The following is a 24,227-nucleotide window of genomic DNA, read 5'->3' on the forward strand; positions in this document are numbered from 1 at the left end:
TGTCACCGCGGGATTGCTTGGTCAGCGGCGACGACGACGGAAGCGACGGCGGCTGTCGCGCGGGCCGCCGACCAGGATGCGGCGGGTGTCGGTCGCGAAGCAGCCGACGGAAGCTGCCTCGGGGGCTTGGTAGCGTTCGGCAAGCGTCACAGTCTGCACGGAAACCAGTCCTCTGCCTTTCCGGTGAACGACGGGGCCGACGAACGTGGCTGAAGACCGGTTGACCAGGCCTCCAGCCACGTCAGCTCAGCTCAGCGGGCACCAGGTGTCGCCCGCGGGGTTCGCTTGCTCAGCGACGACGACGCGAGCGACGGCGGCCGTCACGCGGGCCGCGGCGGTGCCGGCGGGTGTCGGTCGCGAAGCAGCCGACAGACGAGGCATCAGGTGCCTGATAGCGCTCGGGAAGAGTCTTCACAAAAACCAGTCCTCCTCAACTCGCTCTTTCGAAAAGCATTTCTTATGGGTTGAATAGCGATCGCTAATGAACTTTCGTTCTGCGCGGAGTACCCCGCGTTGAAGACGCTAGCAGGAGCGCCTTGCTCCGGCACTCGTGCGTTCAGTCGAATCAGTTGGGCCGACGGCGTTGCCGCGTTGGAACTGCGGCGAGATCTGCTGTCGGTGACCGGTGGCCGCTTTTGTTTTTCATCAAATACATGAGCAGCTGCGCACTTCGCCCGCTGGAGGTCGGTCGTCCGGTTCGACCTCCAGCGGGCAGACACTTCGGTGGAAGAATTAGTACGGGCGACCAGGGTGCGATGAACGCTTGCCGAATTGTTTTCAGAAGGTCTGGTCTGAACGGCGTCGAAATCGCCTTCGACGGCCCCGCCGCCGTTGGCGGCCGGTCGAACTCATGCGGGGAGTTCGAGTGCGCCGGGAGCGCTGGCCGGGACCGCGGGATGGCGCGGGGCTACCGGGTCGATGCGTCGGTACGGCGCGCCGAGCGGAGGCCGTCGGTCTTCCTCGCCGTGGTTGGGCCAGAGGGACATCGCGCGTTCGGCTTGGGCGGTGATCGTCAGGGAAGGGTTGACGCCCAGGTTCGCCGAGATCGCCGAACCGTCGACGACGTGCAGGCCGGGGTGGCCGTGGACGCGCTGGTACGGGTCGAGGACGCCGCCCGCCGGATCGTCGGAGATCGCGCAGCCGCCGATGAAATGGGCGGTCATCGGGATGTTCAGGATCTCGCCGGTGGTGCCGCCCGCGATGCCGTCGATTTTGTCCGCGACGCGGCGGGCGGCGTCGTTTCCGGCGGGGATCCACGTGGGATTCGGCTCGCCGTGGCCGGGTGCGGACGTCAGTGTGTGCCGTCCGGTGCGAGTGCGTTTGCCGGATACGGTGATGGAATTGTCGAGCGTTTGCATCACCAGCAGGATGATGGTGCGTTCGGACCAGCGGCGCGGCGAGAACCAGGTGAGGTTGCGCGGGTTTCGGGCGAAGGCGCCGAGCCAGGTGAGCCAGCGTGGGACGGGCTTTCCGCCGTCGGTGAGCGCGGTTTGCAGCAGCGACATCGCATTGCTGCCCTTGCCGTAGCGGCACGGTTCGATGTGCGTGTGCGCGTCGGGGTGGATGGACGAGGTGATCGCGACGCCGTGGGTGAAGTCGACGTCCTTGCGTTTCGATTTCGCGCCGAGGATGGATTCCGAGTTCGTCCGGGTCAGTCGGCCGAGGCTGGCGGAAAGCCGGGGCAGCGCGCCGGTTTCGCGGGCTCGGTGGAGCAGTTTTTGCGTGTTGTAGGTGCCTGCGCTGAAGATGACGTCGCGGGCGAAGAAGGTGCGCACGTTTTTGCGGCGGCGGGGCGACTTTCCCGTGCGGACAGCGGTGACGACGTAGCCGCCGTCCGCGGGGCGCACGTCGAGCACTGTGGTCATCGGGATGACGTTCGCGCCGCGTTGTTCGGCCAGGTAGAGGTAGTTGCGGTCCAAGGTGTTTTTGGCTCCGACGCGGCAACCGGTCATACAGGACCCGCATTCGGTGCAGGTTCGGCGGGCTGGCCCGGCGCCGCCGAAGAACGGGTCCGGCACGACGGTTCCGGCGGGAGTGTCCTTGTCGCCGAAGAAAACGCCGACCGGGGTGAGCTGGAAGGACGAGCCGACGCCCAGGTCGTCGGCGACTTCGCGGAGTACCTCGTCCGCGGTGGTGACGGTGGGGTTCTGGGTGACGCCGAGCATCCGGCGGGCCTGGTCGTAGTGCGGTTTCAGTTCGGCTTGCCAGTCGGTGACGTGCGCCCACTGTGGGTCCGCGAAAAACGGCGCGGGCGGTTCGTAGAGGGTGTTGGCGTAGTTGAGGGAACCGCCGCCGACGCCCGCGCCGCCGAGGATGACGACGTCGCGGAGCAGGTGGATGCGCTGGATTCCGTAGCAGCCAAGGCGCGGTGCCCAGAGGAAATTCCGGACGTCCCAGGAGGTTTTGGGCAGCGTCTCTTCGGTACGGCGTGGTCCGGCTTCCAGCACGGTGACGCGGTATCCCTTTTCGGACAGTCGCAGGGCGCTCACGGAGCCGCCGAAACCGGAGCCGATCACGAGGGCGTCGGTCTCTTCGCGGGTGGTGTCATTCATTGTTGTCCTCGCAGGCGTCAGCGCGCGGTGGCGAACTCGAGTGCGTCCTGCCAGGCGGCGCGACGCGTGATCCGGTTGCGGTACTTCATGATCCGGCCGGGCTGGTTGAGCGCCAGCGCGCCGGCCAGCCGGTCGCCCGCGCGGTAGAGGGCGAGCCAGGATTCGTCGCCGGGGCAGCCGAGCAGGGTGACGTCGTCGGTCACGACGCCGACCATCTGGATCCGGTTGCCGTACCAGTCGGACCAGAAGTACGGCACCGTCGAGAACGGGGTCGCGATCGGACCGACGGCGTTGCGGGCGGCGGCTTCGGCTTGGGCTGCGGCGGAGGTCCAGTTCTCCAGCCGCATCGTCGTCGAGAACAGCGGGTTGTGCCAGCGGGCCGCGTCTCCGGCAGCGTAGATTCCTGGGGCGGCGCAGAGGGTTTCGTCGCAGAGCACGCCGTCGTCGAGTGGCAGGCCGCTGTCGGCGAGCCAGCCGACGGCTGGGCGGGCACCGATGCCGACGATCACCAGGTCGGCGTCGAGGACGCTGCCGTCGGACAGCGTGACCGTATCTGAGTCGATCGCCTGAACGGTTGTGCCGCAACGCAGATCGACTCCGTTGCGAAGGTGCAGGTCGGCGAGTACGGAGGCCATTTCCGAGCCGACGGCGCGGACGAGAGGAACGTCAGCGGCTTCGACGATGGTGACCGCGGCACCGCGTTTGTGCAGAGCGGAAGCGATTTCCGCACCGATAAAGCCGCCGCCGATGAGGACGGCCCGCTCGGTGGTCGGGATGCGGGCGCGGATCGCGCGGGCGTCGTCCAGGGTGCGGAGGGTGTGTCCGCCGAACGGCAACGCGACGGGGGCGCAGCCGGTGGCGATGATCAGCGAATCGAAGGGCACTGTGGACGGTCCGATAAGGACTTCACGGTCCGAAACCGACAACCCGCTCGCCGGTTCGCCGAGTCGGAGATCGATGCCCAGCGACGAGAGGGCATCGGCGTCGGCCAGCGTAGGCGTCGCGTAGTCCGGATCGGCCAGGAAAGCCTTCGACAGCGGCGGCCGGTCATACGGCAGATGCGGTTCGGCTCCGACGAGCGTGACCGGGCCGTCGTATCCGGTCCGGCGGGCGGCGGTGGCGGCACGCAGTCCGGCCAGCGCCGCTCCGACGACTACCAGTCCTGCCTCGCGCATGGCTCCGTCCTCGGCCTTTGAGGGTCTGGGAACGCCGCCGGACGGCGATTGGGCACCGTCCGGCGACGTCGGCCCGAAGTCTTCCCCGCGAGGCGGGGCGCGAGCATCGGTCCGCGGACCGGGAGGTGAGGACCCGACTGGTCCCGGAGCACAAATTCAGTCGACCGGCCGGAGCACCGCGGGACCCAGCAGACGGCACGCCAACAGCGCCACCTCGACGTCGATCCGCCCCTCGGACAGCGGACGGCCGCGTTCCTGCTCGGCCTTGCGGAGCCGGTACTGGATGGTGTTCTTGTGCAGGTGCAGCTCCTGCGCGGCGACCATCAGGCTGCTCCCGCTGGACAGATACGCCCACACCGTCTCGCGCATCCGGCGGTGCCCCTCGTCGTCGTCGGCCAGCGCGCCGAGCACCGACTGGACCCAGCCCGCGACCGCCGACGGATCGGCCGCGACCAGCGCCAACGGCCCGAGCTGCGCCGCCGCGGTGACCGGCCGCGGCTGGCTGCGCTCGGTCATCTGCGCCACGGCTTCGGCTTGCCGGGCCTGCTGGTGGGTGGTGCGGAAACCGGCCAGTCCGCTCGCCGGGTCGCCCAGCGCGACGCGGACCGGGTCGGGTGAGCCGGCGAGCGCGGCGGACACCGCGTCGAGGTCGAGGCTCGCCGCCGGGAACCAGGCCCAGACGGTCGAGGCGTCCGGGGCCACGACCAGCGGCGTCGTGCCGAGGGCGTTCGCGAGCAGCGCCGCGTGCCGTTCGAGGGTGGTCAGCCGGGCGCTTTCGTCCAGCTCAGGGCCGCACCACAGCACCGCGCCGACGTGCCGGTCCGACAACGCGTAGCCGAGGGTTTTCTCGACGTCGGCGGTGTCGACGGGCTTGCCGGACAGCGCTGCCTGCACCTTCGCGAGCCGGGCCGCGTTGCGGTGGCGCAGCCAGGTGTCGCGTTCCAGCTGGTAGGCCTCGACGACCTCTTCGGAGATCTTGTCGATGTAGGTGAAGGCGACCTGCGACAGCTCGGTGGCGGCGACCGCGACGTCCGCGGCCTCCACCGGCTCGGCGGCGATCCGGGCGATCATCTCCTGCTGGAAGGCCGCCTGGCCCAGGCGGTACGCGCGCAGCATCGCGGTGATCGGCACCCGCCGCTGGGCCAGCCGCCGCGCGAACTCCAGCGCGACCGGCGGCGCCCCGACGTCCACCGGCTCCGTCGCGCCGCCCAGCACGCCCAGCGCGGCGACCAGGTTTTCCCGGACCGTGCTGTCCAGCAGCTCAGCAGCCTGCGCGTCGGGCGCGAGCGAGGGCAGTTCGACGGAGATCTCCTCCGCGATTCGCGCGCAGAGCAGCGCGAGCTCGGCCAGGACCGAGTCCGCGACCTTGGCCAGCGTGGCGGCAGCCGTCGACGTCACAGGCAGCACCGTACGCCCGGTTCGTGCCCGAGACCCAACGCAGCCGAGCGTTTCGGTTTCGCGCACAGTGTCCCGCCGCCCGCGAATTCCTACCTTCAGGAAAACGACAGACCGCGTGGAGGCCGCCATGAAGAAGTACCGCCTCGCCGGAGCTCACGGCGAGACCGCCTGGCACGACCGGAAGCGGCACCTGTGGCTGCTCGGGCTGGTGGTGCCGCTGCTGCCGTTCGCCGCGATCGGGCTGCACGCCGCGACCGGGTCCGACGCCGTGCTGTGGCTCGGACCGCTCGTCGTGCTCGTCCTCGTGCCGCTGATCGACCTCGTCGCCGGATACGACCACACCAATCCGCCGGACGAGGTGATGGAGGCGCTGGAGGAGGACCGCTACTACCGCTGGATCACTTATCTGTTCCTGCCGTTGCAATACGCCGGTTTCATTGCGGGCGCGTGGATGCTCGCGCAAGGCGATCTGTCCGTCGGCGGCAAGATCGGCCTCGCGATCACGCTGGGCACGGTCGCCGGCATCGGGATCAACACCGCGCACGAACTCGGGCACAAGCGGGAAAGCACTGAGCGCTGGGCGGCGAAAATCGCGCTGGCGCAGTGTTTCTACGGGCATTTCTACATCGAGCACAACCGCGGGCACCACGTCCGCGTCGCCACTCCCGAGGACCCGGCGTCGAGCCGCATGGGCGAGAGCTTCTACCGGTTCTGGCCGCGTACGGTCTTCGGTTCGCTGCGCAGTGCCTGGGGTGTCGAGCGGAAACGCTATGCCCGCAAGCAAAGCCATCCGTTCCACCTCGGCAATGACGTGCTCAACGCGTGGCTGATGAGCGTCGTGCTGTGGGGCGGGCTGGTCGCCTGGCTGGGCGTCGGGATCCTGCCGTATCTGGTGGTGCAGGCGGTGTTCGGGTTCTCGCTGCTGGAAATCGTGAATTACATGGAGCACTACGGGATGCTGCGCAAGCAGGTCACCCATGGCGCCAAGACGCGGTACGAACGGGTTACTCCGGCGCATTCGTGGAATTCCAACAATGTGGCGACGAATGTGCTGCTGTACCACCTGCAGCGGCACAGCGATCATCACGCGAACCCGACGCGCCGGTTCCAGACTTTGCGCGACTTCAAGGAAAGCCCCGTTCTGCCGACCGGCTACACCGGGATGATGGTCGTCGCTTTGGTCCCGGCGTGGTTCCGCAAGGTGATGGATCCGCGGGTCTACCGGCATTTCGACGGCGACATCCGGCAGGCGAACGTGCAGCCGGGCAAACTGCCGTCACTGCTGAAGAAGTACCCGGTCGTCGCCGCTGCCGAAGAGGAACCCGCCGCGGACACGCGGTCGAAGCTGGCCGACGACGTGGACGCCGCGCGGTGCCCCGGCTGCGGCTACGTCTACCGCGTCGCGGAAGGCAACGAGTTGGAGGGCTTCGCCGCTGGGACGGCGTGGTCGGAGATCCCGGACGACTGGACGTGCCCCGACTGCGGCGTGCGCGACAAGGTCGACTTCGTGCCCGTGGTGCGGGAGGCGGCGTAATGAAGATCGTCGCGGACCACGGCAAATGCGAGGGCCTCGGCATGTGCGAGGCGATGGCGGACCAATTCTTCGAGGTCGGGGACGACGGAGTGGTGCAGGTCCTCGACGAAACCCCGCCCGAGGCAGACCGGCAGTTCGTCGACGCGGCGGTGCGGGCGTGCCCGGTCGCCGCGTTGCGGCTGCAGGGTTGAGGCCCGGTGGAGACGGAGCTGCTGGGGCGAGCGCGGTCTGGCGACCAGGCCGCGTTCGCCGTCATCTACCAGGAACACGCGTCGCCGATCTTCCGCTACCTGCGGATGCGGGTGCCGACGGCGACCGTCGCCGAAGATCTGACGAGCGAGGCGTTCCTGCGCGCGTGGCGGAAACTGCCGGACTTCCGCCCGGACGTCGGCTCGTTCACCGGCTGGCTGTACACCATCGCCGACAACCTGCTGCGCGACCACCGCAAATCGGCCCGCTACCGGCGTGAACTCCTCGACGGGAAAGACCACGACGGGCCGGACGCCCGGGGCGGAGCCGACCGGCTCGCGCTGGCCCGGATCGAAGCCGCCGCGCTCCGGCGGTGCCTGGCCGGCCTCAGCGAACCGCAGCGCGAGTGCGTGCGGTTGCGGTTTTTCGCCGGGCTTTCCGTCGCCGAGGTCGCCGAAACGATGAACAAGAACCCCAACAGCGTCCGGGCGCTGCAGCACCGCGCGGTGCGCACGCTCGCGACGCTGCTGGCCGAGACCGAGAAGGCGTGACGCTGTTATGCACGGATTCCTGGAGATTTTCAAGATCATGGGGCCGCTGCTGGTCCTGATGCTGTGCCCGATCTGGCTTCCGCTGCTGGGGATGGCGATCGGGAAGCTCGCGGATGTCTTCTCCGGCGGCGGCAAGCGGGTCGAGCCCGCGCGTCGGGTGGTGCGCGCTGAGCCGGCCGAGGCGGGGAGTCGCGCTTCGCGGTGAGACTTCCTCTGCGAAGGCACGGCGCCCGACCTGCGGCGGTCCGTGAAGGGCTCCTTGAGGGAATCAGATTCCTTCAATGAGTCCTTCACGGATCTTCCACGGAGCTGATCAGCGGCCGCGGGGGAGCATCGGGGTATAGCCGGGCAAGCATGTCTCGGGCGGCAAAGAGCATTGGTCAGGCATTCCGGACTTTCTTAGCCTGACTGCGGGTCGAAGGTGCCGGACACCCGCTCAAAGGAGAGCCGCGATGACCGAATGCCAGCCTGTCACTGCTCAGCCGCCGTCCGGTCCGGTCATCGGCGTCGACGACGGCGTCCTGCGTTTCCGCGGCGTGCGGTACGGGACCGCTGAGCGATTCCAGCCGTCGCGACCGGTTCCGCCGCATGTCGAGGCGGTCGACGCCACGCTGCCGGGCCCGATCTGCCCACAGCTCGGCTCTCGGCTGGAGGCCGCGATGGGGCCGCCGCGGGATGAGCCGCCCCAGTCGGAGGACTGCCTTCACCTCGCCGTCGCGACACCGGCGCTGACCGGGTCGCGCCCGGTGCTCGTGTGGCTGCACGGCGGCGGTTTCCTGAGCGGCGGCGGCACGCTTCCCTGGTACGACGGCGGGCGGCTCGCGGCGGACGGTGACGTGGTCGTGGTGTCGGTCAACTACCGGCTGGGCACGTTCGGCTACCTGGTCCACGACGGCGTCAGCGAGGGCAATCTCGGCTTGGCGGACCAGACGCTCGCGCTCGAATGGGTGCGCGACAACATCGCGGCGTTCGGCGGCGACCCGGGCAATGTCACCGTGTTCGGACAGTCCGCGGGCGCGCTTTCGACGCTCGCCTTGCTGTCCAAACCGGACAGCCGTCCGCTCGTCCGGCGGGCGATCGTCCAGAGTTCTCCGGATCCCGCGATCATCCAGGATCGCGCGAAAGCACTTGAGATCGGCCGCTATTTCGTCGACGCGGTCGGCGGAGACCCGGTTGCCGCTTCCGTCGACCAGCTGCTTGCCGCGCAACGGCAGACTCTCCGGTGGAACGCGGCGAAGGACCCGACGTCGACCCGGCCGCCGTTCGGGATCGTCGGCCTCGACATCCGGCTGTCCGATCCGTTGCCGGACTTGATGATCGGATATACCACGCAGGAGTGTGAGGCGTTCGCGATCGGAGTGCCGGACGCCGAGATCCGGCAGGCGATCGTGGACCAGACCGAGCCGCTTTTCGGTCGTCCGGCACGTGACTTGGCACAGCGGTACGGCGCGTACTCCTACGAGTTTGCCTGGACTCCGGAAACCGGCGGCTACGGCGCGATCCATTGCCTGGAACTGCCTTTCCTGCTGGGCACCCCGGAATCCTGGCGGGAGAGCCCGATGCTGGGCGACACGAGCTGGGCCGACGTCGAACGTCTCGGTGCCCAGATGCGCTTGTGGTGGACCGAATTCGCGCGGTCGGGCTCGCCGGGACCGCGCAGCGGCTTCCGGATCGGGAATTCCCCTCAGACACTGGAGAACACGCCATGAGCAAGAGTATCCATTGGCCCGTCGTCATTCTCTGCTTCCTCGCTGTTCTCCTCGACGGTTTCGACACCGCCGCCCTGTCGTTCACCATCCCGACGCTGTCGCACGAATGGGGTTTCGCTCCCGCCGCTTTCACCTTGCCGTTGGTGCTGACCAACATCGGCGTCGTCGTGGGATATCTGGCGGCGGGTTACGTCGGCGCTCGGATGAAGGCGCGGTCCGTCGTGCTCACCGGAGTCCTGATCTTCGCGGGCGCGACGGTGCTGACCGCGGCGATCCTGCACCTGAAATCCATGCCGGTCTTCGCCGCGACCCGCCTGGTGACCGGCCTCGGTCTCGGACTCGTGCTGCCCGCCGGGGTCTCGCTCGCGACGAAACACAGCGCGGAGGGGCGTCGGGAGCTGGTCTCCGTGGCGGTGACCCTCGGCCTCGCTTCCGGGAGCAGCCTCGGCGGGTTCTTCGGCGGCAAGCTGCTGCACAGCGTCGGGTCTGCCGGGGTCTTCTACGTCGCCGGGCTGGCTCCGTTGGTGCTGGCCGCGGTCATGGCGATGGTGCTGCCGACTCGCGAGCCCGCGGTCGCGAGCACGGCGAAGCAAGAAGCCAAGGTGAGCAGGCTGTTCGGCCAGGGACTGCGGCTGCCGACCTCGCTCATCTGGGCGTTCTCGTTCCTCATCTTCATCACCGCGTACGTGCTGATCTCCTGGGTTCCGACTCTTCTCACCGGGTATGGCTTCGCCGCCGGGAAGGCCCCGCTGGGACTCGCGTTCCTCACCCTCGGCGGTATCGCGGGCGGCCTGGTGCTCATCCCGTTGGCCGCGCGGATCGGGATCGCGCGTGCGTTGATCCTCATGCCCGCCATCGGGGCCGTGTGCATGGTCCTCGTCGCGACGGTGCCGGTCGGCGAGACTGTGCTGTTCCTGCTGCTGGCCGGGGCCGGTTTCGGGGTTACGGCCGGGCAGATCGGCCAGCTGACCCTCGCGGTCTCGATCTATCCCGCGAGCACTCGCACCACCGGCGTCGGCTGGGCCGCGGCGCTCGGGCGGATCGGGTCGATCGTGGGGCCGGGGGTTGCGGGATTGCTGCTCGCGCTGGCGTTGTCGGCGCAGACGATCGTCCTCGCTACCGCCGTTCCGGTGCTGGTGGCAATCGCTTGCGCGGTCGGGTTGAGCCGGGTGCGGTCGCAGGCAAGGAGGGAGCGCGATGGCGCACTGGTTCGATCTCGGTGACGTCGCGGTCGTTCCGCTGATCGAGGACGACCGGCTGCTGATCGAGCCCGGGGAGTTCTTCCCGGGACTCGAGCCCGACCTCGACGACTGGTACGCGCGGGAGCCGTGGTTCGACCGGGCGGCGGGGAAGCTGGTCTTCGTCATCCAGTCGTTCCTCGTCTGCTCTGCCGACGAGGTGCTGGTGGTGGACGCGTGCGTCGGGGCGGGGAAGGACCGTCGGCGCGCGGAGTTCGACCAGTTGCCGGATCGGTGGATGCAGCAGTTCCTCGCGACCGGGCTGCGGCCTTCGGACGTTGATGCGGTGGTGTTCACGCATCTGCACACCGATCACGTCGGGGCGGCTACTGCCCAGCTGGAACCGGTTTTCCCGGACGCGCCGCATTTCGTGGTCGAGGAGGAGTTCCGGTATTGGTCGAGCGAGGCTGGCGGGGAGGCCATGCGCCGGACTGGTGACTACTTGGCCGACAGCGTGCTGCCGATCGAGCGGGCCGGGCAGTTGCGCTTCGTCGCTCCGGACGCGGCGGTGGGCAAGCATGCTTCGCTGGTTCCCGCTGCTGGGCATACGCCGGGGAATGTGTGCGTGCGGGTGCGCGGCAGTGCGGGGACTGTCCTGCTGGCCGGGGACACGATGCATCACGGGGTGCAGGTTCGGCATCCGGAGCTGAGCACGAGGTACTGCGTCGATCCGGAGGAAGCGGCGAGGGTCCGGAGCCGCCTGCTGGCGGAAGAGCTGGGCTCCGTGCTGCTTCCGACCCACTTCCCGGCACCGTCGGCGGGCCGGGTCCGGCGTGGTCAGGCTGGGTATGGGTTCGAGTTCGCCGCCGACCTGCTTCGGACCGGGCAGTTCCGCTACCGGGATTGGCTGGCGTAGCTGGCCAAAGTACGTGAGGGGAACCCTGAGGGAATCAGATTCCCTCAGGGTTCCCCTCACGTACTGCGGAGCGGGTCGACTCGGCGGCGGAGCAGGCAGAACACGTTCCCCTCCGGGTCCGCAAGCACGTGCCACGACTCCTCCCCGGTCTGCCCGACGTCGGCGGGCCGCGCCCCGGCCGCCAGCAGGCGTTCCAGTTCCGCGTCCTGGTCCCGGTCGGTCGGGTTCACGTCCAGGTGCAGCGGCAGTTTGGCCGGTTTCGGATCAGTGCTGCGGCTGAGGATCAACGTCGGCTGCGGGCCGCCGAAACCGGCCTCGGGAGGGCCGATCTCCAGGTCCTCTCCGTCCCAGCCGAGTTCGACGTAGCCGAGGACTTCGCACCAGAAATCGCCCATCCGTCGCGGGTCGGCGCAGTCGAGGACGAGTTCGGTGATCCGGCAGGCCATGCGCGCGAGCTTAGGGCCCGCGCGCACCCCGGCCCAGCGGATTCCGGTTTGTGCGCGCGGATAGATCTGCCGCCCCGGATTCGTCCGCGCGCACGAACGTCTTGCCCGGGAAACCTCCTAGGGTCGCCAGCAGCGAGGCGAGGAGGCAAGCATGCGGACACTGCTGCGTGGCGGTCGCGTCATCGACCCGGCTACGGGCTTCGACGGCACAGCTGACGTGCTGGTATCCGACGGCGAGGTGATCGCGGTCGGGCCGGGACTGCCGAGCTCGGACGACCAGGTCGAGATCGACGTCGCCGGGTACATCGTCGGGCCGGGGTTCATCGATCTGCACAGCCACGTGCACACGATCGCGGGACAGCGGCTGCAGGCGATGGACGGCGTCACGACGGCGCTCGACCTGGAGGCCGGGCTGATGCCGGTCGAACGGGCCTACGCCGAGGCCGCCGCGGCGGGGCGTCCGCTGCACTACGGGTTTTCGGCCTCGTGGGGGTCCGCGCGGGCGAAGGTGCTCGCCGGCATCGAGCCGGACGCGAACATCAACACCGGGCTCTCCGTGCTCGGCAATCCGGCCTGGCAGCGGTCCTCGTCGAAGACCGAGCTGGCCGCGTGGCTGTCGCTGGTGGAGGGCGAGCTGGCGGCGGGCGCGCTCGGCGTCGGCGTGCTGCTCGGGTACGCGCCGGCCAGCGATCCGGCCGAGTTCCTGGCGTTGGCGAAGCTCGCCAAGCAGGCTGAAGCGCCGACGTACACGCACGTCCGCGAGCTGGTCGAGGTCGATCCGGGCACGCCGGCCGACGGGTCCGAGGAGATCGCGATCGTCGCGGCCGAGACCGGCGCGGCGATGCATCACTGCCACGTCAACAGCACGTCCGGACGGCACATCGACCGGGTGCTCGCCGCGCTGGAGTCGGGCCGTTCCGCCGGGTCGCGGGTGACGGTCGAGGCCTATCCGTACGGCGCGGGCAGCACCGCGGTCGGCGCGGCTTTCATCTCGCCGGAGCGGCTGAAGATGAAGGGGCTCAACCCGTCGCGGGTGATCCTGCTGGAGACCGGCGAGCGGATCGCGGACGAGGGACGGTTGCTGCAGGTCCGGGCCGAGACGCCGGGTGCGCCGTGCATCCTGGAGTTCCTCGACGAGGACGACCCGGCCGATCGCACTCTCCTGCATCAGGCGCTTGCCTTCCCGGACTCGATCGTCGCGAGCGACGCGATGCCGGTGTACTGGCAGAACGGGGCCAACGAATCCACCGAGTGGCCGCTGCCGCCGGGCGGTGCGACACATCCGCGTACGGCGGGGACGTTCTCGAAGTCGCTGCGGCTGATGGTGCGCGAGGCTGGGGTCTGGACCTGGTTGGAGGCGTTCCGGCGCTGTTCTTACCTCCCGGCGCGGGTGCTCGACGAGGTCGCGCCCGGTGCGCGGGCCAAGGGCCGGTTGAACGTCGGCGCGGACGCGGACATCGTCGTCCTCGATCCGGCCACGATCACTGACACCGCAACGTATTTCGACGCTACCCGGCCCGCGGTCGGCGTCCGGCACCTGTTCGTCGCGGGCACTCCGGTGGTGCGCGACGGGCAGCTGCTGACCGACGCGTTCCCGGGCCAGCCGCTGCGAGGGGAACCGCGATGACCGAGTTCACTGTGGACGATTTGCTTGCCGACATCGAAACGTTGGTGTGCTGTGAATCCCCGTCGTCCGATCTCGACGCGGTGGCGCACAGCGCGGACGTGCTGACTGGCGTCGGCAAGGCGTTGCTGGGCGTGGAGCCGGAGCGGATTGTCCTGGATGGACGGACGCATCTGCGCTGGCGGTTCGGTGACGGCCCGGCGCGCGTGCTGCTGCTCGGCCACCACGACACGGTCTGGCCGATGGGCTCACTGGAGACGCATCCGTTTTCCGTGCAGGACGGGGTATTGCGCGGTCCGGGCTGCTTCGACATGAAGACCGGCGTCGTGATGGCGTTGCACGTCGCGGCTTCGCTGGAAGACCGGAGTGGACTGTCCATTTTGGTCACCGGCGACGAGGAGCTGGGCTCGCCGTCGTCGCGCGGGCTGATCGAGGAAGAAGCGCAGGGCTGCGCGGCGGCGTTCGTGCTGGAAGCCTCAGCGGACGGCGGCGCGATCAAGACTCGGCGCAAAGGCGTTTCCCACTACCGGATCGAGGTGACCGGACGCGCCTCGCACGCCGGGCTCGAACCGGAGAAGGGGATCAACGCCGGGATCGAGCTCGCGCATCAGGTGCTCGCCGTCGCCGCGCTCGCCAGTCCGGAGCGTGGGACCAGCGTCGTGCCGACAGTGCTTTCGGCTGGTACCACGGTGAATACCGTGCCCGCCGCGGCTGCGGTCGAGGTCGACGTGCGGGTGTGGGACGAGGAAGAACAACTCCGCGTCGACCGAGAAGTCCGCGCGCTGCAACCGGTCCTCGACGACGCGCAGGTGAGGGTCACCGGCGGGATCAATCGTCCGCCGCTGGACGCTGTTTCGTCAGCCGCGTTGTACGGGCTGGCAAAGGAACTGGCCTCGGAACTGGGCTTGCCGGAATTGACCGAGGCAGCCGTCGGAGGGGCTTCGGACGGCAATTACACCGCGGGTCTCGGTGTGCCGACGCTCGACGGTCTCGGCGCGGTCGGCGGCGGTGCGCACGCGGATCACGAACATGTCCTGGTCGAGGAATTGCCGAAGCGGACCGCGTTGCTGGCCGCGCTGGTGGAGAACGTGCTGGCGAAGGGGAGTCCGTCGATTCAGACGAATCCGGTGGACGATTCTGGTCGAGCACGACGGTGACGTCGGTGGGGAAGCCGGGAAAGGATCATCCCGTGACGAATCTTGCGATGAACACTGAAAGACCCGTCGCGGCGGAAGTGTGCGACGAGGCGGTCGCGGCCGCTGAAGCGGCGGCTGCCGCCTCGGGGGTCGAAGTCCGGGAAATCACCGAGATCGCGGAAATGACCGCGGTCGGAGTGCTGTTCGAGACGATCTGGCGGTCCGCGCCGGGCACCCGGCCGGTGAACCCGGAACTGCTGCGCGCGCTCTCGTCGGCGGGAAATTACGTGGCAGGCGCGTTCGCCGACGGAGAAATGTTCGGTGCGTGCGTCGGCTTTTTCGGAAACCCCGGAAAAGGCAGCCTGCACAGTCACATCGCCGGAGTCGCGAAGGCCGGCGCGGGTCGCGGAATCGGGTACGCGCTGAAATTGCATCAGCGCGGCTGGGCGCTCGGACAGGACGTCTCGACGATCAAATGGACGTTCGACCCGCTGGTGCGCCGCAACGGCTATTTCAACCTCGGCAAACTCGGCGCGCTCCCGGTGCGTTATCTGCGGGATTTCTACGGCCCGATGGCGGACGGCATCAACGGTTCGGGCGACACCGATCGGCTGATGGTGTCCTGGGACCTGGCCAGTCCGACAGTGCGGACCGCCGCGTTCGGCGAACCGATCCGCACCGACGCGAAGACGTTGCTCGACCAAGGCGCGGCAGTGGCCCTTGAAGTGGCCGATGACGGTGGTCCGGCCGCCGGTTCCGCGGACGCCCCGGTGGTGCTCGTCGCGGTCCCGTCCGACATCGAAGGCTTGCGCACCACGGATCCCGGCAAGGCGGACGCGTGGCGGGTCGCGCTGCGCGAATCGCTCGGCGGGCTGATGGCCGCCGGGGGCCGGGTGACCGGCTTCGACCGAGCCGGCTTTTACGTGATCTCCAAGGAGGAGCAGTGAAACTCAGCGGTGTGGAACTGCGCCGGGTGCAGATGCCGCTCGTCGCCCCGTTCCGGACTTCGTTCGGCACCCAGTCCGTCCGCGAGCTCTTGCTGCTGCGCGCGGTCACGCCGGCCGGCGAGGGCTGGGGCGAATGCGTGACGATGGCCGGGCCGGTGTACTCGTCGGAGTACAACGACGGCGCGGAACACGTGCTGCGGCACCACTTGATCCCGGCGCTGCTGGCCGCGGAAGACGTCACCGCGGCGAAAGTGACGCCGCTGCTGGCGAAGTTCAAGGGCCACCGGATGGCCAAGGGCGCGCTGGAGATGGCGGTGCTCGACGCCGAACTCCGCGCGCACGAGCGGTCGTTCGCCGCCGAACTCGGGTCCGTGCGCGATTCCGTGCCGTGCGGCGTTTCGGTCGGGATCATGGACACCATCCCGCAGCTGCTCGACGTCGTGGGCGGATACCTCGACGAAGGCTACGTCCGGATCAAGCTGAAGATCGAACCCGGTTGGGACGTCGAGCCGGTGCGCGCGGTCCGCGAACGCTTCGGCGACGACGTGCTGCTGCAGGTCGACGCGAACACCGCCTACACCCTCGGCGACGCGCCGCAGCTGGCCCGGCTCGACCCGTTCGGCCTGCTGCTGATCGAGCAGCCGCTGGAAGAGGAGGACGTGCTCGGCCACGCCGAGCTGGCCCGCCGGATCCAGACGCCGATCTGCCTCGACGAGTCGATCGTGTCGGCGCGCGCGGCGGCGGACGCGATCAAGCTGGGCGCGGTCCAGATCGTGAACATCAAACCGGGCCGCGTCGGCGGTTACCTGGAGGCGCGGCGGGTGCACGACGTGTGCGCGGCGCACGGGATCCCGGTGTGGTGCGGCGGGATGATCGAGACCGGCCTCGGCCGGGCGGCCAATGTCGCGCTGGCCTCGCTGCCGAACTTCACCCTGCCCGGCGACACCTCGGCGTCGGACCGGTTCTATAAAACCGACATCACCGAGCCGTTCGTGCTGTCTGACGGCCACCTCCCGGTGCCGACCGGACCGGGTCTCGGCGTGGTGCCGATTCCGGAGCTGCTCGACGAGGTGACCACGGCAAAGGTGTGGATCGGTTCGTAGCCCGCTACGAATTCCGGAGGTAGATTTGGTCGGATCGGACCAGCCGGTCCGCACGAGGCCGGATCTACCTTCGGGGGGTGCTGACACCGGTGCCGAGCAAACCGCACACGAGTCTGGGACGCGTCCTCGAAGCTCTCGGGGACGTGCTCCTCGAACCGGTCGCCGTCGGCCGCGACACGCGGCGGCAGCTCGGCGGGGTGGTGATTCACGACCCGCACGACGACGCGGAATTCCCGGCACAGGCGGTCGTCCTCGGCGTCGGCGTGCGCGAATCCGGCGAGATCGTCCGGCTCCTGCACACCGTCGCCGCGCGCGGAGCGACCGCACTGGTCGTGCGAGCGCCGGTCGCCGCATCGACGGAACTCGTGCGGGCGGCGAATTCCTCCGGGGTCGCGCTGCTCGGGCTTGCCAGCGGCGCGTCGTGGGCGCAGCTGGCCGCCATGCTCCGCACGCTGCTCGCGGAGGGCGACGTCGGCGATGTCTCCCCGCAGACGCTCGGCGGGATGCCGTCCGGCGATCTTTTCGCGCTCGCCAACGCCATCGCCGCGCTGCTCGACGCGCCGGTCACCATCGAGGACCGCAACTCGCGCGTGCTCGCGTTCTCCGGCCGTCAGGACGAGGCCGACCCTTCGCGGGTCGAGACGATCCTCGGCCGCCAGGTGCCCGAACGGTTCACTCGCGAACTGGAGAAGGACGGCGTTTTCGAGCGGCTCTATCGCGATCAAGGCCCGGTTTACGTCTATCCGGGCGACGGCTACGACAAGAAGATCGTCATGATCCGCGCCGCCCTCGCGGTCCGGGCCGGTGACGAGGTCCTCGGGTCGATTTGGGCCGCTGTCGACAAAGAGCTAAGCGAAGAACGTACCGCGGCGTTGGTCGACGCTTCGAAAATCGTTGCGCTGCATATGCTTCGGCTGCGCGCGGGGGCGGACGTCGAACGCCGGTTACGAGCCGACCTGGTCAGCACCGCTCTCGAAGGCGGTTCCGGCGCGCAGGAAGCCATCGCGCGCCTCGGGTTGCTGGGCCAGCCCACGATCGTGCTCGCCATGGGTCTGATCGAAGCACCCGACGACGATCTCCGGCTGGTCGCGGAACGCCAGCGGGTCGCCGACGCGTTCGCCATGCACCTCAGCGCCGTTCAGCCTCGATCGGCGGTCGCGCTGGTCGGCGACGTCGCGTATGGCATCGTCCCGATGCCCGGGAACCACGGCGATTGCCGCGAACGCTCGGTGCGCGTCGCGTCGACTTTCCTGGAACGCACCGGCCGCCGGGTCGCCGCCGCGATCGGCATCGGCCCGCTGGCCCTCGACGGATCCGGTTTGCGCGCGTCCCGCGACGGGGCCGACCGCGCGTTGCGGGTGCTGCTCACCAACGGCGGCTCGAAGCGGGTGATCGCCGCCGAGGACGCGCACATCGAGGCGTTGATGCTGGAACTGGCCGACCTTTCCGCCGCCCGAGGCGACGTCGCGACCGGGCCCATCGCGCGGCTGCTGGAGTACGACACCAAGCACCAGTCGCAGCTGGTGCACACGCTGCGGTGCTGGCTCGATTCGTTCGGCGACATCAGCGCGGCTTCGGCGGCGGCGTACGTGCACCCGAGCACGTTCCGGTACCGGCTGCGCCGGCTGGCCGAAGTGGGCGGAATCGATCTGGACGACCCGGGGGACCGGTTCGCGGCGATGGTGCAACTGCACTTGCTGCCGCGGGTGGAACGGCCCGAAGAGGCCTGAGTCTTGCTCTCCTGACGGGAAACGCGCGGCAACCTTCCTGCGAACGCACCAACCCCGGGCGCCGCCGAGCCCAAGACAATGGGGAATCGGCAGGCCGGACCAGTGTGGTTTTCGGGTCGCACCAAGAACTCCCTGCCTGCTGCCGGAGAAGTCCACAGTAGACAGGAGGGCCATGGCCACCGCATCCGAAACGATCACCCGCCGCGCCGAAGAGGTCGGCGTCGAGGTCCGGCTGCACGCCGCCGAGGTCGACGGCGCGCGCAGTCTCGGCATCGGACAGGACGTTCCGGTCGTTCCCGCGTCGGTGTTCAAGGTTCCGATCGCGCTGGAACTCGCCCGCCAGGCCGCCGACGGAAAGCTCGATCTCGGTATCCGCATCACCGTCAAGCCCGGGCATCCGACACCGAGCCCGTACGGTCTCGCCACCTTCCGGCACGACGTCTCGATGTCCTGGCACGATTTGGCGGTTCTGATGATCGGAATCAGTGACAACGTTGCCACGGACCTGATTCTCGCCGAAGTCGGCAAAGACGCGGTGAATAGCACGTTGCGGCGCCTCGGATTCACGCGAACCGTCGTGCCGCAGGACTGCGGTGAACTGCTGGCCACCATCGGCGAGGATCTCGGGGTTTCTTACGAGGACGACGAACGCGCGCTCGCCGAACTGACCTACGAACAGGTTTCCGGGTTGCGCGCGCTGCAACCGGAGAAATCGTGCAGCACCACCGCCGCCGAAATGACCCGGCTGCTGGGACTGATCTGGCGCGACGAAGCGGCCGCCCCGGAGGCGTGCGCGGACGTCCGGCGCTGGATGGAACTGCAGGTCTGGCCGCACCGGCTGCGTTCCGGGTTCCCGGACGATCGCATCCGCACCAGCGGCAAGACCGGGACGTTGCCCGCCGTGCGCAACGAGGTCGGCGTGGTCGAGTACCCGGACGGCGGCCGCTACTCCGTCGCCGTGTTCACCCGCGCCGAGGATTCCCGGTCGAGGGTGCCCGAGCGCGACGCGTTCATCGGTTTCGCCGCGGCGACGGCGATTGAGTCCCTGCGCACGGCTTGATTCGTCGGAGCGGAGGAACTTTCCCCCGGCTCTCCTCGGTCCGGACGAACAAGTGACGTCCGCCACCGACCTAGCATTTCCGAAACGCCGGTCCACCATCCCCCGGACAGAAGGTGCACATGTCGAAAATTTCCGAGATCGAGACCTGGCTTCAGGAGAATTTCGCCGCTCTGCTGGCCAAGCATCAGGTCCCCGGAGCCGCGATCGCGGTGCTCGCCGGCGGCGAGGTGATCGACCACTCGGCGGGCATCCTGAACAAGGGCACCGGCGTGGAGTCCACTGTGGACTCGGTGTTCCAGATCGGGTCGATCACCAAGGTGTGGACGACCACGCTGGCGATGCAGCTCGTCGACGAGGGCAGGCTGGACCTCGACCGGCCGGTGCGCGACTACCTTCCCGAGTTCGTGCTCGGCGACGACGAGGCCGCGGCGGCGATCACGGTCCGTCAGCTGACCTGTCACACCGCCGGCTTCGAAGGCGACATCTTCACCGACACCGGACCCGGCGACGACTGCGTGGAGAAGCTCGTCGCGACGCTGTCCGACGTGCCGCAGCTCTTCCCACCGGGCGAGCGGTTCTCCTACAACAACGCCGGCTACTGCGTGCTCGGCCGCGTGATCGAGGTGCTGCGCGGCAAGTGCTGGGACGACTGCGTGCGCGACCACCTCTTCGCGCCGCTCGGCCTGACCCACGCGGCATCCGGCCCGTACGACGCGATCCGCTACCGCGCCGCGATCGGCCACGTTTCCCCGAAGCCGGGCGAGGACCCGGTGCCCGCGCCGATCTGGGCGCTCACCCGCTCGAACTCGCCCGCCGGTTCGACGCTCGCGATGCGCCCGCGCGACCTGCTGACGTTCGTCCGGATGCACCTGAACGAGGGCAAGGCCGACGACGGCACCCAGGTGGTCCTGCCGGAATCGCTGCTCGCGATGCGCGAAGCGCAGGTGGACGTGCCCTACCTCGGGATGTCCGACAGCTGGGGCCTCGGCTGGATGCTCTTCGACTGGGACGGCGGCAAGGTGATCGGCCACGACGGCGGCACCATCGGCCAGTCAGCCTTCCTGCGCGTGGTTCCGGAGAAGGGCGTGGCGGTCGCGCTGCTGACCAACGGCGGTCAGCCGATGCACGTGTACCAGGAGATCTTCGCGAAGCTGCTGGACGAACTCGCGGGTGTCACCGTTCCGGCACGGCCCGAGCCGAATCCCGCGGCCGCTCCGGCCGACTTTTCCCGGTACGTGGGCGAGTACTCGTCGATGGTCGCCGACACGGTCGTCACCGAGGAGGACGGCAAGCTCTGGATGAGCCGCACCCCGAAGGGAATCTTCGCCGAGATCGGCGCACCCTCGGGGAAGGAAGAACTGCTGCCGAGCCGGGGCGACACGTTCGTCGCGAAAACCGCGCAGTTGCCCGGTGTCTACATGGCACACGCGTTCATCGGTGACGACGGCAACGGCCGCGCGCAGTTCATGCACACCGGACGCGCCGACCGACGGGTCACCCAGTGAGCGGGATCCGCGAACAGATCGAGGCCGTCTTCGCCGACGCTGGCGCGGAAGGGTTCCTGCACGCCCGGGAGATCGGCGTGCAGGGCCCCGAAGTGTCGGCGGGCGGAGACGACCCGGTCGTCCTGGCCTCGGTGTTCAAGATCCCGGTGGCGCTCGCCTATGCCCGCGAGGTCGCCGCCGGACGTCTCGATGACACCGAACAGACCTTGGTGACCGCGCGGTACCGCATCGGCGGCATCGGCACCGCGGGCTGCGCCGACGACGTCGAGATGAGCTGGCGCGACCTCGCGCACTTCATGCTCACGATGAGCGACAACGCCGCGACCGACGTCCTCTACCACCGGCTCGGCCAGGAAACGGTGGACCGCGTGCTGGCCGATCTCGGGCTCGCCCGCACCCGGCTGATCGGCTGCTGCGAGGACCTGTTCGCGTCTGTCATCGCGGATCTCGGCGGCACCCCGGATTCCGACCTCGAAGCTCTTTTCAGCGAAGCGACGCCGGAGCAGATGGACAAGCTGTCGGTCCGCGATCCGGAGCGCACCACGTCGTCCACGCCGCGCGAGATCACGACGCTGCTCGACGCGATCTGGACCGACCGGGCAGGCGAACCCGAAGCGTGCGAACGGGTCCGCACGATCATGGCGCAGCAGATCTGGCCGCACCGATTGTCGTCGGGCTTCCCGTCCGGCGTGCGGGTGGCGGCGAAAACCGGGACGCTGCCCGGAATCCGCAACGAAGCGGGCGTGGTGACCCTGGGGGACGGCCGCCGGTTCGCGGTCGCGGTGTTCACTCGCGCGCATTCTCTCGAAGACCGCCTTCCCGCGGTCGACGCGTCCATCGGCGCCGCCGCCCGGCTGGCGCTCGACCACCTCCAGAGCGCGACCCCGTAGGAGAAATCCCATGAAAACTGCCCGGCTCACCGCCGCGATGGCGGGCGTGGTGGCCTTGACCGTGAGCGCGTGCGGGGGATCAGCGCAATCCGGGACGGACCGGACCGCGAACCAGAAACTGGTCGACGGCAAGACTTTCACCTATGCGATCCCGACCGATCCGGGAACGCTCGACCCGGCGATCACCGTGCTGTCGGTCGCCCGCAATATCGACGGGTTCCTCTACGACTCCCTGATCAACCTCGACTCCAAGGGCCAGCCGGAGGCGGCGCTCGCGGAGAAGTGGGAAGCGGACACGACCACCGCTTCGTTCACCCTGCGCAAGGGGGTCGCCTGCGCCGACGGGAGTCCGCTGACCGCGAACGACGTGGCGGCGAACATCAACTTCATCGGCGACCCGGCGAACAAGTCCCCGCTGGCGGGCGTCACGGTGAAGAGCGGCACCAAAGCGGTCGCCGGCGAGGGCACGGTCAAGATCACCAGCGGCGCGCCGGACGCGTTCCTGCTCCGCAACATCGCCGGTCTGCCGATCGTCTGCGCCAAGGGAATGGCCGACCGGAAGACGCTCGCCAAGGGAGAGAACGGCACCGGCATGTTCGCCGTGTCCGAGATCGTCCCGAACGACCACTACACCCTGACCCGGCGCAAGGACTACACCTGGGGTCCTGGCCAGTTCGACCCGAAGCAGCAGGGCCTGCCGGACAAGATCGTCGTCCGGGTCGTTCCGAACATGACGACGATGTCGAACCTGCTGCTGTCCGGAGAGGTCAACGCCGGCTCAGTGATCGGGCAGGACCAGCAGCGGCTCAAGGCGCAGCGGCTGTACCACTCCGACATCGTCTCCCCGTTCGGCGAGCTGTTCTTCAACCAGGCTCCCGGCCGGTTCGGCGCCGACCAGGCGATGCGCCGCGCGCTGACCCAGGCGCTCGACCTCCCGCAGGTCGCGAAGGTGCTGACCCGGGACGGCAGCGCGCCGGTCAAGGGCATGGTCACCATCGAACCGCGGCCCTGCGACGGCGATTCGGTCACCGGCAAGATCCCTGGATTCGACGTCGCCGCGGCCAAGGCGGCACTCGATCAGGCGGGCTGGAAGCCGGGGCCGGACGGCATTCGCGTCAAGGACGGGAAGCGGCTGTCGCTGACCGCGATCTACGGCACGCAGGCCGGACCGACGATGGCCCCTGGCGCGGAGCTGATGCAGCAGGGCTGGAAGAGCGTCGGCGTCGACGTCCAGCTCAAGGGCGTCGACAGCCCCGGCCTCAGCCAGGCGCTGTTCGCCACCGGCGAGTGGGACATCTCGATGGCTCCGCTCGGCCTCACCCTGCCCAGCCAGCTGGTGCCGTTCATGTCCGGCGGGCAGCCGCCGGAGGGCACGAACTTCGCGCACATCAAGAACCCGCAGTACGACGCGCTGGTCGCCAAGGCGTCCACCCAGGCCGGGCAAGCGGGCTGCGCGGACTGGATGGCCGCGGAATCGGCGCTGTTCGAGAAGCAGGACGTCGTGCAGTTCGCGAACACGGTGGTCCCGACCTACGGCAGCAACGCGAAGTTCGAGATCGTCAACGGCTACCTCAAGCCGACCACCATCCGGATGTACGCCTGATGACCGGCGCGATCGCCGTCGCGGGCCCGAAGGTCAGCCCCTGGCTGGCCTTCGGCGCCCGCCGCCTCGGGCGGTTCGTGGTGTCGCTGTGGGTGCTGGTGACCATGGCGTTCCTGATGATCCAGCTGATCCCGGGCGACCCGGTGCGTTCGGCGCTGGGCCTGACCGCGCCGATCGAGATGGTCAACGCCCGCCGCGCCGCGCTCGGGCTGGACCATCCGCTGTGGCAGCAGTACCTCGACTACTTCGGCGGGCTCTTCCGCGGCGATTTCGGCACGTCGATGCTGACCGGGCAACCGGTCGGCGACGTCATCTCCGACCGGCTCCCGGCGACGCTGCAGTTGGCGCTCCCCGCGTTCGTGGTGGTCATCGGGCTGGCGATCCCGCTCGGCCTGACCTTCGCCGTGCTGACTCGCGGCGGTCGCCGTCGCGGCGCCGAACTCGGCTTCACCTCGACCACCGTGCTGTTCGCCGCGATCCCGGAGTTCCTCGTCGCGGTGGCACTGGTGGCGTTCTTCGCGGTGCAGCTCGGCTGGTTCCCGGTGGCCGGCCACGAGGGCGCGGGTTCGCTTGTGCTGCCGATCATCGCCTTGGCACTGGGTCCGACCTCGACGATGTCCCGGATCGTCCGGGTGGAGACGCTTTCCGTGCTGGGCAACGATTTCGTCCGCACCGCGCGAGCGAAACGGCTGCCCGCCCGGATCGTCTACCTGCGCCACGCGCTGCCGAACGCGCTGACCGCGACGCTGACGCTCGGCGGGATGATGCTCACCACCCTGGTCGCGGGCACCGTGCTGGTGGAGAACGTGTTCGCGTGGCCGGGCCTCGGTTCGACGATCTCGCAATCCATTCTGCAGAAGGACTATCCGCTGGTGCAGGGGATCGTGCTCGTGTACGGCATCGGCGTGCTGCTGGTGAACCTCATCGTGGATGTGCTGCTGGCGATCCTCGATCCGCGTTCGACGATCCGGGAGAACTGAG

The 24,227-nt window shown here is 68.9% G+C and carries 22 protein-coding genes; 17 read left to right on the forward strand and 5 right to left on the reverse strand.

Features of this window, described 5'->3' with window-relative positions; genetic code table 11:
- Positions 1 to 21: 21 nt before the first annotated feature.
- From ACFORO_RS27265 to ACFORO_RS27280, 4 genes are all read right to left on the reverse strand, one after another.
- Positions 22 to 159, reverse strand: a complete 138-nt coding sequence (locus tag ACFORO_RS27265; RefSeq protein ID WP_354743763.1) for a hypothetical protein — start codon at positions 157 to 159, stop codon at positions 22 to 24.
- A gap of 689 nt (positions 160 to 848) precedes the next feature.
- On the reverse strand, positions 849 to 2,552 hold the full coding sequence (locus ACFORO_RS27270; RefSeq protein ID WP_377869258.1) for a GMC oxidoreductase: 1,704 nt from the start codon (positions 2,550 to 2,552) through the stop codon (positions 849 to 851).
- 17 nt (positions 2,553 to 2,569) lie between these two features.
- A complete protein-coding gene (locus tag ACFORO_RS27275; RefSeq protein ID WP_377869259.1) occupies positions 2,570 to 3,727 on the reverse strand; it encodes an NAD(P)/FAD-dependent oxidoreductase in 1,158 nt (385 codons plus the stop codon).
- Between the two features lie 156 nt (positions 3,728 to 3,883).
- Complete coding sequence (locus tag ACFORO_RS27280; protein WP_377869260.1) at positions 3,884 to 5,125, reverse strand: PucR family transcriptional regulator; 1,242 nt, start codon at positions 5,123 to 5,125, stop codon at positions 3,884 to 3,886.
- A 127-nt stretch (positions 5,126 to 5,252) separates the two neighbouring features.
- Here ACFORO_RS27280 and ACFORO_RS27285 point away from each other — a divergent pair, with 127 nt between their 5' ends.
- The 7 genes from ACFORO_RS27285 to ACFORO_RS27315 all read left to right on the forward strand — a co-directional run bounded on the left by ACFORO_RS27285 (position 5,253) and on the right by ACFORO_RS27315 (position 11,202).
- Positions 5,253 to 6,659, forward strand: a complete 1,407-nt coding sequence (locus ACFORO_RS27285) for a fatty acid desaturase (RefSeq protein WP_377869261.1) — start codon at positions 5,253 to 5,255, stop codon at positions 6,657 to 6,659.
- Complete coding sequence (locus tag ACFORO_RS27290; RefSeq protein WP_377869262.1) at positions 6,659 to 6,850, forward strand: ferredoxin; 192 nt, start codon at positions 6,659 to 6,661, stop codon at positions 6,848 to 6,850. The genes ACFORO_RS27285 and ACFORO_RS27290 overlap by 1 nt, the downstream gene beginning before the upstream one ends.
- A gap of 6 nt (positions 6,851 to 6,856) precedes the next feature.
- The gene (locus tag ACFORO_RS27295) at positions 6,857 to 7,399 is read left to right on the forward strand and encodes an RNA polymerase sigma factor (RefSeq protein WP_377869263.1); all 543 of its coding nucleotides are present in this window, start codon (positions 6,857 to 6,859) and stop codon (positions 7,397 to 7,399) included.
- Between the two features lie 7 nt (positions 7,400 to 7,406).
- Positions 7,407 to 7,604 carry a hypothetical protein gene (locus tag ACFORO_RS27300; protein WP_377869264.1) on the forward strand — a complete coding sequence of 66 codons (198 nt, stop codon included), beginning with the start codon at positions 7,407 to 7,409 and terminating at the stop codon, positions 7,602 to 7,604.
- A 247-nt stretch (positions 7,605 to 7,851) separates the two neighbouring features.
- Positions 7,852 to 9,108: a carboxylesterase family protein gene (locus ACFORO_RS27305; protein WP_377869265.1), complete on the forward strand. Its 1,257-nt coding sequence runs from the start codon at positions 7,852 to 7,854 to the stop codon at positions 9,106 to 9,108.
- On the forward strand, positions 9,105 to 10,331 hold the full coding sequence (locus ACFORO_RS27310; protein WP_377869266.1) for an MFS transporter: 1,227 nt from the start codon (positions 9,105 to 9,107) through the stop codon (positions 10,329 to 10,331). The genes ACFORO_RS27305 and ACFORO_RS27310 overlap by 4 nt, the downstream gene beginning before the upstream one ends.
- Positions 10,306 to 11,202, forward strand: a complete 897-nt coding sequence (locus ACFORO_RS27315; protein ID WP_377869267.1) for an MBL fold metallo-hydrolase — start codon at positions 10,306 to 10,308, stop codon at positions 11,200 to 11,202. Before ACFORO_RS27310 ends, ACFORO_RS27315 begins: the two co-directional genes overlap by 26 nt.
- A gap of 56 nt (positions 11,203 to 11,258) precedes the next feature.
- Here ACFORO_RS27315 and ACFORO_RS27320 read toward each other — a convergent pair whose 3' ends face one another.
- Positions 11,259 to 11,648 (reverse strand): VOC family protein, encoded by a 390-nt coding sequence (locus ACFORO_RS27320; protein WP_377869268.1) that lies wholly within the window; start codon positions 11,646 to 11,648, stop codon positions 11,259 to 11,261.
- Between the two features lie 151 nt (positions 11,649 to 11,799).
- Between ACFORO_RS27320 and ACFORO_RS27325 the strand changes: the two genes are divergently transcribed.
- From ACFORO_RS27325 to ACFORO_RS27370, 10 genes are all read left to right on the forward strand, one after another.
- Entirely contained in the window at positions 11,800 to 13,275 is a 1,476-nt protein-coding gene (locus tag ACFORO_RS27325; RefSeq protein WP_354743787.1) for an amidohydrolase family protein, read from the forward strand.
- A complete protein-coding gene (locus ACFORO_RS27330; RefSeq protein ID WP_377869269.1) occupies positions 13,272 to 14,429 on the forward strand; it encodes a M20 family metallopeptidase in 1,158 nt (385 codons plus the stop codon). The genes ACFORO_RS27325 and ACFORO_RS27330 overlap by 4 nt, the downstream gene beginning before the upstream one ends.
- Positions 14,430 to 14,476: 47 nt before the next feature.
- Positions 14,477 to 15,355: a GNAT family N-acetyltransferase gene (locus ACFORO_RS27335; protein WP_377869270.1), complete on the forward strand. Its 879-nt coding sequence runs from the start codon at positions 14,477 to 14,479 to the stop codon at positions 15,353 to 15,355.
- Positions 15,352 to 16,458 (forward strand): o-succinylbenzoate synthase, encoded by a 1,107-nt coding sequence (gene menC, locus ACFORO_RS27340; RefSeq protein ID WP_377869271.1) that lies wholly within the window; start codon positions 15,352 to 15,354, stop codon positions 16,456 to 16,458. Before ACFORO_RS27335 ends, menC begins: the two co-directional genes overlap by 4 nt.
- 77 nt (positions 16,459 to 16,535) lie before the next feature.
- Positions 16,536 to 18,188, forward strand: a complete 1,653-nt coding sequence (locus tag ACFORO_RS27345; protein ID WP_377869272.1) for a PucR family transcriptional regulator — start codon at positions 16,536 to 16,538, stop codon at positions 18,186 to 18,188.
- 172 nt (positions 18,189 to 18,360) lie between these two features.
- Entirely contained in the window at positions 18,361 to 19,248 is an 888-nt protein-coding gene (locus ACFORO_RS27350; protein WP_377869273.1) for a serine hydrolase, read from the forward strand.
- Between the two features lie 119 nt (positions 19,249 to 19,367).
- Complete coding sequence (locus ACFORO_RS27355) at positions 19,368 to 20,753, forward strand: serine hydrolase (protein WP_377869274.1); 1,386 nt, start codon at positions 19,368 to 19,370, stop codon at positions 20,751 to 20,753.
- Positions 20,750 to 21,643 carry a serine hydrolase gene (locus ACFORO_RS27360; RefSeq protein ID WP_377869275.1) on the forward strand — a complete coding sequence of 298 codons (894 nt, stop codon included), beginning with the start codon at positions 20,750 to 20,752 and terminating at the stop codon, positions 21,641 to 21,643. Before ACFORO_RS27355 ends, ACFORO_RS27360 begins: the two co-directional genes overlap by 4 nt.
- A gap of 10 nt (positions 21,644 to 21,653) precedes the next feature.
- Positions 21,654 to 23,246 (forward strand): ABC transporter substrate-binding protein, encoded by a 1,593-nt coding sequence (locus ACFORO_RS27365; protein ID WP_377869276.1) that lies wholly within the window; start codon positions 21,654 to 21,656, stop codon positions 23,244 to 23,246.
- Positions 23,246 to 24,226, forward strand: a complete 981-nt coding sequence (locus tag ACFORO_RS27370) for an ABC transporter permease (protein WP_377869277.1) — start codon at positions 23,246 to 23,248, stop codon at positions 24,224 to 24,226. The genes ACFORO_RS27365 and ACFORO_RS27370 overlap by 1 nt, the downstream gene beginning before the upstream one ends.
- Position 24,227 lies beyond the last annotated feature (1 nt).

Origin of the sequence: Amycolatopsis halotolerans, assembly GCF_042647905.1 — a bacterium.
Lineage (GTDB): Bacteria > Actinomycetota > Actinomycetes > Mycobacteriales > Pseudonocardiaceae > Amycolatopsis > Amycolatopsis halotolerans.

Bases quoted from the DNA above. Each gene is read 5' to 3' on its own strand.
- ACFORO_RS27270 (WP_377869258.1), bottom strand. From the start codon at position 2,552: ATGAATGACACCACCCGCGAAGAGACCGACGCCCTCGTGATCGGCTCC.
- ACFORO_RS27275 (WP_377869259.1), bottom strand. From the start codon at position 3,727: ATGCGCGAGGCAGGACTGGTAGTCGTCGGAGCGGCGCTGGCCGGACTG.
- ACFORO_RS27285 (WP_377869261.1), top strand. From the start codon at position 5,253: ATGAAGAAGTACCGCCTCGCCGGAGCTCACGGCGAGACCGCCTGGCAC.
- ACFORO_RS27290 (WP_377869262.1), top strand. From the start codon at position 6,659: ATGAAGATCGTCGCGGACCACGGCAAATGCGAGGGCCTCGGCATGTGC.
- ACFORO_RS27300 (WP_377869264.1), top strand. From the start codon at position 7,407: ATGCACGGATTCCTGGAGATTTTCAAGATCATGGGGCCGCTGCTGGTC.
- ACFORO_RS27305 (WP_377869265.1), top strand. From the start codon at position 7,852: ATGACCGAATGCCAGCCTGTCACTGCTCAGCCGCCGTCCGGTCCGGTC.
- ACFORO_RS27310 (WP_377869266.1), top strand. From the start codon at position 9,105: ATGAGCAAGAGTATCCATTGGCCCGTCGTCATTCTCTGCTTCCTCGCT.
- ACFORO_RS27315 (WP_377869267.1), top strand. From the start codon at position 10,306: ATGGCGCACTGGTTCGATCTCGGTGACGTCGCGGTCGTTCCGCTGATC.
- ACFORO_RS27320 (WP_377869268.1), bottom strand. From the start codon at position 11,648: ATGGCCTGCCGGATCACCGAACTCGTCCTCGACTGCGCCGACCCGCGA.
- ACFORO_RS27325 (WP_354743787.1), top strand. From the start codon at position 11,800: ATGCGGACACTGCTGCGTGGCGGTCGCGTCATCGACCCGGCTACGGGC.
- ACFORO_RS27330 (WP_377869269.1), top strand. From the start codon at position 13,272: ATGACCGAGTTCACTGTGGACGATTTGCTTGCCGACATCGAAACGTTG.
- ACFORO_RS27335 (WP_377869270.1), top strand. From the start codon at position 14,477: ATGAACACTGAAAGACCCGTCGCGGCGGAAGTGTGCGACGAGGCGGTC.
- ACFORO_RS27350 (WP_377869273.1), top strand. From the start codon at position 18,361: ATGGCCACCGCATCCGAAACGATCACCCGCCGCGCCGAAGAGGTCGGC.
- ACFORO_RS27355 (WP_377869274.1), top strand. From the start codon at position 19,368: ATGTCGAAAATTTCCGAGATCGAGACCTGGCTTCAGGAGAATTTCGCC.
- ACFORO_RS27365 (WP_377869276.1), top strand. From the start codon at position 21,654: ATGAAAACTGCCCGGCTCACCGCCGCGATGGCGGGCGTGGTGGCCTTG.
- ACFORO_RS27370 (WP_377869277.1), top strand. From the start codon at position 23,246: ATGACCGGCGCGATCGCCGTCGCGGGCCCGAAGGTCAGCCCCTGGCTG.